The sequence below is a fragment of the Marinobacter daepoensis DSM 16072 genome (assembly GCF_000421165.1).
In the GTDB taxonomy this organism is placed as follows: domain Bacteria; phylum Pseudomonadota; class Gammaproteobacteria; order Pseudomonadales; family Oleiphilaceae; genus Marinobacter; species Marinobacter daepoensis.
The window spans coordinates 85,991-98,674 of record NZ_ATWI01000008.1 but is presented as its reverse complement, the minus strand read 5'-3'; the positions used below and the strand labels follow the sequence as shown (position 1 = coordinate 98,674).

At 57.3% G+C, this 12,684-nt stretch carries 12 protein-coding genes and 1 pseudogene; 4 read left to right on the top strand and 9 right to left on the bottom strand.

Going from position 1 to position 12,684, the window contains the following annotated elements:
- Nucleotides 1-54: 54 nt before the first annotated feature.
- The 4 genes from K325_RS0100975 to K325_RS18650 all read right to left on the bottom strand — a co-directional run bounded on the left by K325_RS0100975 (nt 55) and on the right by K325_RS18650 (nt 2,256).
- Nucleotides 55-303 (bottom strand): hypothetical protein, encoded by a 249-nt coding sequence (locus K325_RS0100975; RefSeq protein WP_029652377.1) that lies wholly within the window; start codon nt 301-303, stop codon nt 55-57.
- 164 nt (nt 304-467) lie between these two features.
- Complete coding sequence (locus K325_RS0100970; protein ID WP_029652376.1) at nt 468-1,148, bottom strand: alpha/beta hydrolase; 681 nt, start codon at nt 1,146-1,148, stop codon at nt 468-470.
- Nucleotides 1,149-1,199: 51 nt separating this feature from the next.
- The gene (locus tag K325_RS0100965) at nt 1,200-1,949 is read right to left on the bottom strand and encodes a ParA family protein (protein ID WP_029652375.1); all 750 of its coding nucleotides are present in this window, start codon (nt 1,947-1,949) and stop codon (nt 1,200-1,202) included.
- Nucleotides 1,950-2,100: 151 nt separating this feature from the next.
- A complete protein-coding gene (locus K325_RS18650) occupies nt 2,101-2,256 on the bottom strand; it encodes a hypothetical protein (RefSeq protein ID WP_169441741.1) in 156 nt (51 codons plus the stop codon).
- A gap of 75 nt (nt 2,257-2,331) precedes the next feature.
- On the opposite strand from K325_RS18650, the gene rhtB reads away from it, so the two are divergent.
- Complete coding sequence (gene rhtB, locus K325_RS0100955) at nt 2,332-2,952, top strand: homoserine/homoserine lactone efflux protein (protein ID WP_029652374.1); 621 nt, start codon at nt 2,332-2,334, stop codon at nt 2,950-2,952.
- Between the two features lie 47 nt (nt 2,953-2,999).
- Here rhtB and K325_RS0100950 read toward each other — a convergent pair whose 3' ends face one another.
- Nucleotides 3,000-5,492 (bottom strand): penicillin acylase family protein, encoded by a 2,493-nt coding sequence (locus K325_RS0100950; RefSeq protein WP_029652373.1) that lies wholly within the window; start codon nt 5,490-5,492, stop codon nt 3,000-3,002.
- Between the two features lie 162 nt (nt 5,493-5,654).
- Between K325_RS0100950 and K325_RS18170 the strand changes: the two genes are divergently transcribed.
- Both K325_RS18170 and K325_RS18765 read left to right on the top strand, forming a co-directional pair.
- Nucleotides 5,655-6,815 carry a helix-turn-helix domain-containing protein gene (locus tag K325_RS18170; RefSeq protein ID WP_051146517.1) on the top strand — a complete coding sequence of 387 codons (1,161 nt, stop codon included), beginning with the start codon at nt 5,655-5,657 and terminating at the stop codon, nt 6,813-6,815.
- A gap of 73 nt (nt 6,816-6,888) precedes the next feature.
- Nucleotides 6,889-7,045: pseudogene (locus tag K325_RS18765) on the top strand (calcium/sodium antiporter); the annotation flags it as partial.
- A gap of 84 nt (nt 7,046-7,129) precedes the next feature.
- Here the strand turns inward: K325_RS18765 and K325_RS0100935 are convergent.
- The 3 genes from K325_RS0100935 to K325_RS0100920 all read right to left on the bottom strand — a co-directional run bounded on the left by K325_RS0100935 (nt 7,130) and on the right by K325_RS0100920 (nt 9,217).
- Entirely contained in the window at nt 7,130-7,987 is an 858-nt protein-coding gene (locus K325_RS0100935) for an Nmad3 family putative nucleotide modification protein (RefSeq protein WP_029652371.1), read from the bottom strand.
- Nucleotides 7,988-8,073: 86 nt separating this feature from the next.
- Nucleotides 8,074-8,940, bottom strand: a complete 867-nt coding sequence (locus K325_RS0100925) for a substrate-binding domain-containing protein (RefSeq protein ID WP_029652370.1) — start codon at nt 8,938-8,940, stop codon at nt 8,074-8,076.
- Nucleotides 8,941-8,950: 10 nt separating this feature from the next.
- Nucleotides 8,951-9,217, bottom strand: a complete 267-nt coding sequence (locus K325_RS0100920; RefSeq protein WP_029652369.1) for a hypothetical protein — start codon at nt 9,215-9,217, stop codon at nt 8,951-8,953.
- Between the two features lie 278 nt (nt 9,218-9,495).
- Between K325_RS0100920 and K325_RS0100915 the strand changes: the two genes are divergently transcribed.
- Nucleotides 9,496-11,688: a TonB-dependent receptor domain-containing protein gene (locus K325_RS0100915; protein WP_051146516.1), complete on the top strand. Its 2,193-nt coding sequence runs from the start codon at nt 9,496-9,498 to the stop codon at nt 11,686-11,688.
- A 10-nt stretch (nt 11,689-11,698) separates the two neighbouring features.
- Here the strand turns inward: K325_RS0100915 and K325_RS0100910 are convergent, their stop codons facing one another.
- Nucleotides 11,699-12,646: a LysR family transcriptional regulator gene (locus K325_RS0100910; protein WP_051146515.1), complete on the bottom strand. Its 948-nt coding sequence runs from the start codon at nt 12,644-12,646 to the stop codon at nt 11,699-11,701.
- Nucleotides 12,647-12,684: the final 38 nt, after the last annotated feature.

The following is a 12,684-nucleotide window of genomic DNA, read 5'->3' as shown; positions in this document are numbered from 1 at the left end:
TAGCGTTGGTTGTCAGTCAGAGATAACAGAAGCTTCTGGATAAATCGTTCAGTTTTACTGACGATCCCTCAGAACCTTCCAGTCCTGAACGTTACCCTCCGAATCAAACCTGACATAGCCGGCATAGCCATCCGCTTCGTGCCAGGTCTTGACGTATCCGACCACCTGACCATTCTCGGCAATCATTTCAAAGGAGGTATTGGCGTGCTGACCGGTCCCCGAGCCATTGGCTTCAAGCGGAATTTTTTGCAGTGTCAGGCGGGTGCTTTCAGGGAGTGCGATATCGAGCATGTGCGGGTTCATAGCGAGACCTCATCGGGTAGCTGGCAGGGACCGTTTTCGATTCGACCCTGCCAGTGTATGCCCCATTCGTGACGCTGAGTTGACACAGCTCAAGCGCAGACTCACGTTCAACCGACGGTCATATTTCCCTGAACGGGCCCCACTTGCCTCTGGCAACCAAACGCTCAGTCCAATGGCGAAGCATTTCCATCAAGAACGGCCGCCAGAAAATGATCCAAATCCTGCACTTCCTCCATGCATAAGCTGTGTTCCATCGCGTAGTGATGGTATTCCACGGAGTACCCAAGACTTTTCAGCCTTTGCAACGCAGACTGCCCAAGGCTTTCCTGAACAACCGGATCAAACCGGCCATGGCCGATGAATACCGGTAGTTGGCGGTTGGCATCGTTCAGCTCAATGGTCTCTGCGGTAGCGAAATAAGTGGAGAGCGCGAACAGTCCGCCCAGCCGTTCGGGATAGCTCAATGCCAGCTCATAAGCCACGGCGCCGCCCTGAGAGAATCCGCCCAGAATGATGTGTTCACTGGCAACGCCTCGCTCACGCTCTTGCCGTATGAGCTCTGCAACTCTGGAGGCTGACGTCCGGAGCTGGTCTGCATCCACTTTCCGGTCCACATCCATCGCGAGAATGTCATACCAGGCCGGCATGACCATCCCCCCGTTTACGGTAACCGGCAACTCCGGGGCATGGGGAAAAATGAAACGAACCGGCCGCTGCCGCGAAAACGTAAATTCAGGGACCACCGGTTCGAAGTCATGGCCACTGGCGCCAAGACCGTGCAGCCAGATGATGGTGATCTCTGGGTTCGGGCCGGTGTCAATCTGCAAGGTGTTCAGTGCCGTCATGGCGCCTCCGTTCACGGGTAGGGAAAGCGCCTGACTTTAACACTTTCCCGGTCAACGGGACCAAAGATCCTTTCGGATGCCCTGCCATAATGCCCGAAACTCTGCGGCCGCCACGGTATTTGGCGCAAGCCGCTCCAGAGGCTGCCCCTCCTCGCCCATCCGTTCAACAACGCTGGCATAAGGAATGGCTGCCAGGGCGGGCACGCCCAGCGCTTCTTCAGGCTGGGCCAGCAGATCCCGGTGCAGATGTTTACGCCGGTCTGCCATCGAGAAGAATGGGCGCAGCTTTTTAACGCCCAGTTTTTTATCCTTCACAAACTCTCTCAACTGCGCCCAGCTGTTCAGGGATAACCACGTTGGCACCACCGGCACATACACCTTATCAGCGACCTCCAGCACCTGCTCCGTCAACCGGGACAGCGTGGGCGGACAGTCCAGGATTACCAGACTGGTGTCCTCAGACAGCGGCGCCAGCAGTTCTTTCAACGTGTTTCCATCCTGTTCCTGCTCCAGCTTGATGTCGAAATTCCGAAAGCTGGAATGGGCGGGAATCACGTCCAGGTCGTCGTAAACATCCTCATGAATAAATCGCGCAATGGGGGACTGGCCATCCAGAAGCTTCGACAACTTCCGGCCTTTCACTCGTTCAGCACCGGCCAGATAAAAACTGGAGGCCCCCTGCGGGTCGAGATCCCAGAGTAACGTACGCACCCCCTCGCGACTGGCCAGATAGGCCGTGTTAACGGCTGCGGCGGTTTTCCCAACGCCACCTTTGGGGCTGTAAAAGGCGATTATTCTCATCCTGTTGCGGCTCCTGCCGTATCTCACGTCATTAAACCCTACAGGATAACAGTGGCTCCGGGGGGATTTATTAAGCTTTTATGACACACAAAGTCAGGAGCAAGGCCCCGACGTTTGGCCAGCAAAAAGGAGGGCTTTCGTAAAGCAACCATCAGGCAGCTTTGCGAAAGCCCTCCTCACGCACCGCCTTGTCACGACTGCGCTTGTATCTGGTTTTGTCCTCAACCACACGCATCTGGTATTTTGGCGTTCTCAGCTCCCGTTGCACAGCGCTGTGCTGTGTGACTTTTGCCCGCTTTCTGGCCATGATTCTGTCTCCTCTTCTGGCCGATTGGTCGTGGTAGTCAGTATAACATCTTCATATTTTGCGAGAGCGTAAGCAATGACCCTCACCGTCTGGCTGACTTTTCTGATCGCCGCTGTTTTTATCAGCATCTCACCCGGCGCCGGTGCCGTGAATTCCATGAGCAGCGGCCTGCGGTACGGCGTGCGCAAATCCCTCCCCACGATTGCCGGGCAGCAATTTGGCTACGGCGTTCAGATTGTGCTGGTGGGTGCTGGCCTGGGCGCTCTGGTGGCCTCCTCCAACACAACTCTCATGGTGATCAAGTGGATTGGTGTGGTCTATCTGATCTGGCTCGGCATTCAGAAATGGCGGGAGCCACCGATTGAGGCCACGCGTGCCGCTTTATCCGGGTTCAGCCCTCGTCAGCAGTTCTGGAATGGTGCATTGGTGAACCTCACCAACCCGAAAGCCACGATCTTTCTGATTGCCCTGTTCCCCCAGTTCCTGGTGGCGGGCACAGCCCACGGGCAACAGCTGGCGACCATGGGCGCAACACTGATCTTTGTCGACATTCTGGTGATGGTGGGCTACGCCGTGCTCGCCAGCCAGTTGTTCCGCTTCATGACCACGCCCAGGCGTCAGCGCCAGATGAACCGGGTGTTCGGCGGGCTGTTTGTCACCGCCGCCGTTGCACTGGCCAGTTTCAAACGCGCCTGACACTTCCAGACACACGAACGGCCCCTGCGGGGCCGTTCGTTTATCACTTACTCCTCAAGGTCAATGGTTCTGACCACAGCCGCTGCCACCTCGTCCTCCGAGAACAGCACGGGGCGCCATTGCAGATCACTGTACAACGTGGTCTGGTCACTGAAATGCTCACCTTCCGGATCATGTCCCTGGCTGTAACTGAGGAACATATCCGCCCGGGGGCCTTCGTCGCTGTACTCCAGCGCCATCACGAAACTGGAACCGTAGTTGATCCGGTACGCCAGCTCATCGCTGCCATTACCATTTTCATCCAGTGCAAACAGAAGACTGCCCGGCACCGGAGCCCCCGTAAGCGTATTGGCCAGATCTGATGTGCTGCGGGAGCTTGTCGTGGTCTCAGCCATGTTGAACACGCCCTCAAAGGAATAGCCACCGGAAATCGGCAAAGCCTGTTGCCCTTCCGCTTTGAGCACGTATTGCACGCTTCCTAAAGGCGCGTCCAACGCAACACCTGCGTCCCCCAGACGTTGGGCCGCCGCTGCCAGCGCCATCAACACCGGATCATTCTGCGAATCAGCGGCATCGATTGGCACAAGACCGGAGGGGGTAACCACCGGCATGGCGGCGTCGAAGCCGGTAGCGAACAGGGCATCATCAAGCGAGCGGTGCCCGGACACCCGGAAAGCCGCCAGAAACTCCCGCATCAGATGGGCCCCGGTACTGCCAGTGTTGTATGTGCCGTCCCAGTTCACCAGTGTCTGACACGCCGCCGTCAGATCAAACGCGCTACCCTCCAGATTTACGGTGGGGTAGTTGGCGCAGCGTTGGGTCAGCTGGTTTTTCCAGTCGCCGCCAAACAACGAACCATTGTGAGTCATCACGGTTTTCAGCTCGTCCAGCGAGAACCGGCTGTCGGCACCTGCCAACCCGGAACCGCTGTTGTCAGAAATCAACTGGGCGTTGTATCTCGTCCGGGTACTTCGGATCGTCTTCTCTGGCCCGTAAAGAATACTGTAGCCTTCCAGAGGGTTATCAGCATTCGATAACCAATGGCTGCTGTTGGCGTTAAACAGGTAATCGGTCCGGGTCTGTCTGGGCGCTTCGGCAAACGGCACCAGGCCCGGTGTTTTTGTCAGACCAGTATCCACCCAAGCATAGTCTGAGCTATCCCCCGGTAACAAGACGCTGCCGGCGCCGTCCTGCCAGAGGGGAGCGAGCTGGGGAGACTGAGATGCCGCTCGCCAGTATTGCTCTGCCGCAGGAGTGAGCCTGGGCACCTGGGTTGCATCGATGTAGTTCGCGGTCCCCTCCTTATCGATCATCAGCGTATTGACCCAGGGAATGCCCTGATGCTGGCCAAAGCTGTCGACAAACGCCTGCCGGCTATCGGCTTTACCCATGGCAAGCCATTGATCCAGCATCCGTGTGTTGCCGGCATTGGCATCCCGGAACGTAATGGCGCTGTTTTTGGACCAGCCCAGCATCGGCGACATGGACCCAAGATTAACCATGGGCCCGAAGTGGCTGAAGTAAACCGGCTGTGTGTGCTCCACCAAACTGCCATCCGGCCGTTTGACCTCAACGGTCACCATTTTACGGGTCATGTCACGGTATTCACCGTCGTACAGATAGCGGGTCGGATCATTTTCATCCAGCGTCAGTTGATAAAGCGTGAAACGCTTGGATTGCGAGACCGTATGGGTCCAGCCGAGATGTTCGTTAAATCCGATGACAACCGCAGGCAGACCAATCATGGTCACACCAGTCACGTCGAGTTCTCCCGGAATGGTCAGATGGTTCTGGTAGAACCGGAGTTCGCCATCCCACGGAAAGTGCGGGTTCCCTAACAACAGGCTGCTTGCCCCTTCAACCCGATCTTTCCCGAGGGCCCAGCCGTTACTGCCGATACCTTCAGATGTCAGCACCTGCGTCGGGTCCAGCTCTACCTGCAGCAACGGCGCAATTGACTGCGGTGGCTGCGCAGCCGCCATGGCACTCAGAAAGTTTCGGGAACTGGCCAGCCCCGCCAGATCCAGCTGGTAGGCCAGCAGGTCTTCTGCCGAGATGCTGTCGACCCACTCAGCTCCGCGACAGGGTGTTGGGTAATCATCCGGGCCCTGGCGCTCAGACAACGACCGGTTAAAGCCCGCAGCATACCCGGTCAGGAGTTCTCTGGACTGATCGGACAGACTGCTGAACAGCTCCCTGGCCTGAGCCGGATAATCGAGAGCTTTATAGCCAACGTCCGTCAACAGGTTGCCACTGCCCTCCCCGGCACCAAAGTACCGCGATTTCTCACCTTTGAGCTTTACCAGCTGCTCAGACAGCGTGCAAAGATTGTTCTGGGCATGATCGTACCCAATCCCATAGCCCAGCGACCCATAATCACCGGCCGTTATATGGGGAACCCCATAGTCGGTGTAACGAATATTGGCCGAGTAGCGGGTATCCGCGCCAGGATCGCCAGAAGAGTCCGAACCGCCCGAACTTCCTCCACAGCCTGATAAAATAACTGCGCCCAGCGCAAGGACACTGACAGACAATCGCATGATGACTTCCTCTTTATTGTCGTTGTGGTTTTGCGAACCATCATTTAAATACAAAGGAAGTATCGCTGTCGTCTGGTTTTATAAATCCGAACGTGGCAATAATAAGCCTTCAAAAACAAAAATTTAAAAGTTCGATTCGATCCATTCGAACGCGAGGTGGCAATGAATTACTGGACGGGAGCGGCAGCACTTGTCTGCCTGTGTATCGGTATCATCCTTCTGATGGCCAGCCTGACCTGGTTTGTGAACCGCCGGCACGACCGACTGCCCATGGCGTATCTGCTGGCGCTGGTTTGTCTGGTCGTTCTTCAATCCCTGGAGTTTTTGTACCACGCCAGTGGCTGGTTTCAGCCGTTTCCGTTTTTCCTGAAGCTGATTGACCCCCTGATCGTACTGATTCCATTCTGTGTCTATGGTTACATCCGGGCACTCCAGGGCGAAAACGTCCTCTCCCAGACCCGTGGCCGCTGGCTTCATGCCTCCCCCATGATCGCTGTTGCCCTCCTGGCGATTCCGTTCTGGAGCTTACCGGGGGAAGCCAAGGTCCACTGGATGATTCAGGGCATGAACTCGGAAGCGCTCTGGCAGCCGGTCACCCTGTTCGGAAACCCCTATCTGGCCGTCATTGGTGGCCTTAGCCTCTTTTACTGGGGGCTCCAGAACAAACACGGGATAAACAGTCGTAAAGTCGCCGTGAAAGAATGGGTCGGTCACCTGCAAAGGATCCAGCTGGTCATTGCTGGCAGTATGGCGCTTCGGATCACCATCTACCTGATCTACGATGAGAGCTTCTCAGTGACTTATGTGTTGGCCCCCACCATGGCTTACCTGACCTACCTTCTGCTTACCCATGCCCGCCCGCCCGCGCATCTGCTGCGAGCCAATCTGGAGCCGATCGCAGAGCCGTTTATCGGGGGGCAACCGGATGTCGCAGCAGAACACGGCGGGGAGTCTTCCTTATCCCGTGCACTTTTCAGTGAACTCTGCAATGCCATGGAACAAGGTGCTTTCAGAGACACGGCCCTGACCCTGCGAAAACTCGCAGACACCTGCGGAACAACCACTCATCAGGCCTCAGCAGCCATCAATCTGTGTTCCGGGGCAAACTTTTACGAATGGGTAAACCGCTACCGGATAGACGCCGCCAACCAGGCCCTGGCCTCAACCGACCTGAGCGTTACCGAAATTTGCTATGAATCGGGGTTCAATTCGAAGTCCACGTTCAATACTGCGTTCCGAAAGATCAATGGCTGCACCCCCACGGAATTCCGGAAAAAGCAGGAGAACAACCAGACCGGAGGGCTACAAACGCCCGGCTCATAAGTAGTTATGTGTAATTGTGGAGCTCTCTGGATTGCCGTCAAATACGGAAACATCCACCCGGGAGCTCCAATACGTGCTTATCGCTTCTCTGGCTATTCTTGTTGGTCTCGCACTGCTGGTCTGGAGTGCGGACCGTTTTGTCGAAGGGGCCGCCGCTTCTGATTGGGATGGTGGTGGTTGGCTTCGGAACCTCCGCGCCGGAAATGGCAGTCTCAGCGCTGGCTGCTGCTTGCCAGGGAACTAAGCCGGCTGGATGCGACCATCTTACTGGCCGCCTTTGCAGGCTACACTCTTTACCTGTTAACAACAGCCTTCTAAGACAGAAGGCCCGGAGTCAGCAACCATTCACAGACCCCGGGATACTGCCCCAGGTCGAGAACAAATTCCTGCCCACGCGCCGCACTCCTGAGCCGGCAAAACCCCGCTGCCTCATTATCCACCTGCCACCGGCCAGGGTTATGGTGATAGCTCAAGGGGGACTTGCCCGGCCCGGGGAAGAAAACCGCTGGCAACCGCCAATCAGTAACCCGCCCAGCTCCGGGTGCTGTTAACCGGTGCAGCGCCGCCAGCCTCTCCACAACACCAGCTCCGGCCAGACTTTCCTGTAATCCAGGCAGCACCAGTCTCTCACGCCCTACATACAGACTGTTCCGGGCTGAGCGGTCACCGTGACAATGCGGGTGATAAGCCACCCAGGAAGGCCTCGGCTCAGCCTTACAAAGGGGCCAGACCTCAGCCACCTGCAACCACCCCCAGATCGCATGAAATGCCTGGCTTCCCGGCACAAACCGCCAGCGTCCCCGTTGTTTTTCTGCGGGCCGGAACAGAGCAAAGAACAGGAAAAGATCACCCACCCCGACACCGTGATTCGCCAGATGCGCCTGTGCGCTGCTGTGCTGGCCAAGCACCGGACGCCAGCCGGGCTCCCGTGGGTAGGCGCTCGCAATCAGATCCGGGTCCAGATGTGCTCCTCGCCGTGAAAACGAGGGAATACCCGTTAACTGTGACACCAGAGGCCCGATACTCTGCCCCTGATGCTGAATCTGGCTATACCGGATGGGCGACTGGGCGTCTGGAATGGGCAACGCCAGCATCCGGCCATCCGGAAACACCGGGTTTGGACAACCGCCCGCCGAGCTGTCGAACCCCTTTCTACTGAGGATAAGCTTCATGACCCACATTATTGATAAAAGCGGCAACAACAAAAAGGCCCACCAGCCAAGTCAGCAGGCCTTTACCCTGACCCCGTCAGGCCAACTCAACGCACCGAGCTGACCACTTCATCCACCTGAAGACGAACACTCTTCAGCCCTGCGCCTGACAGGTACCAGAGCCCGGGATCGAGCACCACAACCCGGGTCTGGGCTCCGGCCTGCGCCAACGCAGACTGCAACACCTGTGGCTCCAGTGGTGTTGCTCCAATAGCCGCGCTGCGATCCACCACCAGCAGTGTATCGGGGGCCATATCTGCGAGAATCCCGGTTGTGACCGGGTAGAAGGTACGGGCGCCCCGCTCAATGGGCTGCACGCTCTCAGGCACGACGGCTGGCGTCAGCCCAAGAACCTCATACACCAGGGCTTCCTGCCGCAGCGAAAAACGACCCTCATTGTGCGTAACCACCGTCACCGTTCCGGCGCTGCTCAGCGCTGCCTTTTGCTCGCCAACGTATTGCCAGAGCTCATTCAGTTTTATACCAGCCGCCTGTTCGAGACCAAAGTAGTGCGCAAGGTCAATGACACGGGCGTTGACCGCCTCCTGATAAGTTTCGCCACTCAGCGTAATGTCCCGGACCGGTGCAACCTTGGCGGCAGCGGCCTGAGCATCGGCTCCCTGCCGACCAGTCATCAGCACCAGGCCTGGCCTCAGATCTGAAATCAGCGACTGGTCCGGTGCCTTCAGGCTTCCTGCATCTGGCCAACGGCCTGCAACGTCAGCCAGGTAATCCGGCAACCCCTGTTTCGGCACCGCCTGAATACTGCCTTCCAACCCGAGTTCAAGCAGGGTATCCAGAGCACCATGGTCATAACTGATCACGGTAGGCCGAGTCAGGTCTGGCGTACTCGCACAGCCCGCCAGCATCAGGCCAGCGAATGCACCCGCCAGAAGGGTATTATGTGGTTTCATGATGAGTTCCTCAGAAGTCGACCGCAAGGCCCAGGTTCACGCGACGACCATCGAGCACCACGCCGTAGTCATCATTGGTAATTTCTTTATCAGCCAGGTTGTACAACCCCGCCGTCACACGCGTCGCATCCGTCAGCCGGTAATCCAGCGTCAGCTCAAACCCGGCCGCGGTTACGACCATTTCATCCAGCTCAACCGGGGCAGGCTGAGCGAATCCGGCAGGACTGAGACTGATCAGCGCAACCGCCGTCGACAGCAAAGAAAATCTGCAACGCATACGAACTCCAGGGGTGTGCCAGCGCAAGGTTTATGGCCAAACACAAATAAGAATGATTGTCGATGACAGGAAAATTAACATATGGAAATAGCAAAGTACTGAAACAGTCCGTTGCATTTAATGGAACAAGGTGACTTTCCCGATTTTTTTCACATCTCTCTCCCTCTTTTCGGTTCCATATTTCAGAACACATCGTTCCTTTAATTCGGCTGACGGCAAAGACAAGAACAATTATCATTTGCGGAAGTTAAAAATTGCCAATTAAACAGGAGTTGTTCATGGCGCTTCAGAAAAAGATGCTAGCGGCTGCAGTCACCCTGCTGTCTTCAGGAACCTCGATGCAGGCCATGGCTCAGCCTGTTGAGCTGGATGAAATTGTGGTTTCAGCCTCAGGCTCTGAACAGAAACTGACCGAGGCACCAGCCAGCATCAGCGTGATCAGTCAGCAGGCGTTGCAGCAGAACCAGTACGCCAACATCGCAGAAGCCCTTGAGACCGTGGAAGGCGTGGATGTCCGCCAGAGCACCGGGAAGACCGGCGGCCTCAACATCAGCATCCGGGGCCTCCCCAGCGAATACACCCTGATCCTGATCGACGGCCGGCGTCAGAATGCTCCCAGTGGCGTAACGCCAAATGGCTTTGGCGACACATCCACCAGTTTCATGCCCCCGGTATCGGCCATTGAACGCATTGAAGTCATCCGCGGCCCCATGTCGACCCTGTACGGTTCTGATGCCATTGGCGGTGTGGTCAACATCATCACCAAGAAAGTGTCCGAGGAATGGATCGGCTCCGTCACTCTCGAACACACCTTCCAGGAGCAACGAGAGTACGGCGACTCTGGCAAGGCCAGCTTTTACACCAGCGGCCCCCTGATCAAAGATACTCTGGGGCTCGCCGTTCGCGGCAGCGTACTGGACCGCGAAGCCTCAGACATTACCTTCGATGACGGCAGCGAAGCGCCGAAACGAGGGGTAGCCCCGGTTGATGGCCGCAACAGTCACATTGGTGCCCGGCTGACCTATGTACCCAGCCAGGGACACGAACTCTATCTGGATGCGGAAACCGGGCGGCAGGTCTACAACAACGACGAATGCCAACTGGGAACCCGCGACGGCCGGAACCGCCGCTGCGAGCCCGAAAACAACAATCAGGCCGACGGCTACTCTGATGAATTGAGATTTCATCGTGATCAGATCGCGATCGGGCACGCCAGCAAGCTCGGGATTGGCACCTGGTCCAGCGACCTGACCCATAACGTGACGGAAACCGAAGGAAGGACGCTTCCGGGCACTTTTGGCCAGCCTTACGATGCCCCCTACCAGAGCCTGGTTGGCGGAGAAGACCGTGAACTGGAATCCAAGGATACGATTCTGGACACTCGCCTGGTGGCACCCATTGGTGAGCACCACATCGCTACGGTGGGTGCCCAGTACCGGGACACCGAATTGACTGACGGGATTGCCGATACCACCTTTGAACAAAGTTCCTGGGCGGTCTTTGCCGAGGACGAGTGGTATCTTCGAGATGATCTGGCCCTGACCCTTGGCGGCCGGTACGAAGATCACGAGGCGTTCTCTGGCCACTTCACACCAAGAGCCTATCTGGTATGGAACAGCAGCCCGTCGTGGACTTTCAAAGGCGGCGTCAGCCAGGGCTATAAAACGCCGGAAATCAGCGACCTGCACGATGGGATCAACGGCGTAACCGGTCAGGGCGAAGACATCACCATCGGCACCCCGGGACTGGAGCCGGAGAAGAGCACCAACTACGAAGTTGGTGCCTACTACGACAACCGACAGGGATTCAAAGCCAACGCCACGGTGTTCTATACCCGCTTCAAAGACAAGATCGACGACGGCAACGATGTCATTATCAGTGGGGACACCAGGATTCCAGATGGCACCTATGAGCAGCTGGCAAACATCGGAAAGGCCGAGACCCGTGGCCTGGAGCTGGCATCCAGCTGGCAATTTGCACCGGATTGGAGCATACGGGGTAATTACACCTACACCGACAGCGAGCAGAAGAGCGGTGACAACCGCGGCGCCAAGCTGACCAACACGCCAGAGCACGTGGTGAACGCGCGTCTGGCCTGGCAAGCGAGCTCACAACTGGGGCTGTGGCTGGCTGGAGAATACCGAGGTGAGCGCACGCGCTACACCAAGAAGCGGGAGAACTATTCCAACGAAGAGCGTGCCATCGACGACGCCGTAGGTGATCTGGACGCTTACGCCCTGTTCCACCTGGGGGCAAGCTACCGCGCCTCGGAGACCGTGACGCTGACCGCAACTGTTTTCAACCTCCTCGACAAGGACTTCCTGTCGGGCGAAGAGTACAGCTACGTCGACGGCGGTAACGTGGAAACCGACTGGGTATCTGACTACATCTACGTCAACCGCGGCATGGCTCAGGGCGGCACCGTAGAACAGGGGCGCCGGCTCTGGCTCTCGGCCACCGTCGAGTTCTGATTGTACGGGTTTAGCCAGAATCCCCGGGGGCCTTCAGGCCCCCTTTCTTCTCATCGGCCCCCGGGCAGCTCCACTGCTCAGGAATGGAACTGCGGACATGGGCGATAAATGCCCGAACCCGCCGGGGCAGATGGCCATGGGGGTAAAGTAACGTAACCGGCAGAGATGGCCCCGACCACTCTGCCAGGCAGCCCTGAAAACTGCCCGGATGAGCACGGCTACGCAACGCCACCAGCCAGTGCGGCAGCAATCCAAGCCCTCGCCCCGCAGCAATGGCATCACTCTGTACACAGAATTGATCCACCGTTAGCCGACGAGCCGGGATAGCAACCGGATAACTGCCATGTCGCACATTGTGCAGTGCCATCCCGCCTTCCGTTGAACCCAGCAGGTCAACCCACGGGTGTTCACTCAATTCTCCCGGGGTCTCAGGCGCCTGCCTCTGGCTGAAATACCCCGGACTGCCATAGACCCCCTGTGAGAGTTGCCCTAATCCTTCCCGGCGCAGCCGGGTATCACCAAGTTCGCCCAACCACAGGCAAATCGCATCACTGAGTTCAGAGGGTGTCTGGCGCTGGGTTCTGATCACAACCTGAACATCAGAATGCGCAGCCATAAAGGATTCCACCAATCCGGAGAACCAGCCGCGAACAAATGCCTCATGGCAATAAAGCACCAGATGGCCGGACACCTCTTCCCTAAGCTCATCCAGCGCTTCACGGCCGCGCGCCATCAATTCAAGAATTTCGTTGCAGTAACGATAGAAGACCCGGCCCGCATCATTCGGCACGATCTTTCTGGACTGGCGCAGCAACAAAGGCTGCCCAACAGCCTCTTCCAATTGCCGGATTCGCCGACTCAACGTCGATTTAGGCAACCCCAGTTCCGTCGTACAAGCCGTCAGACTGCCGGTGCGTACTACCGACACAAATGCTTCGAGATCCTGGGGGTCATACATAAACCGGGTTCCAATTCCTGCAACTGAATGTCCCAATA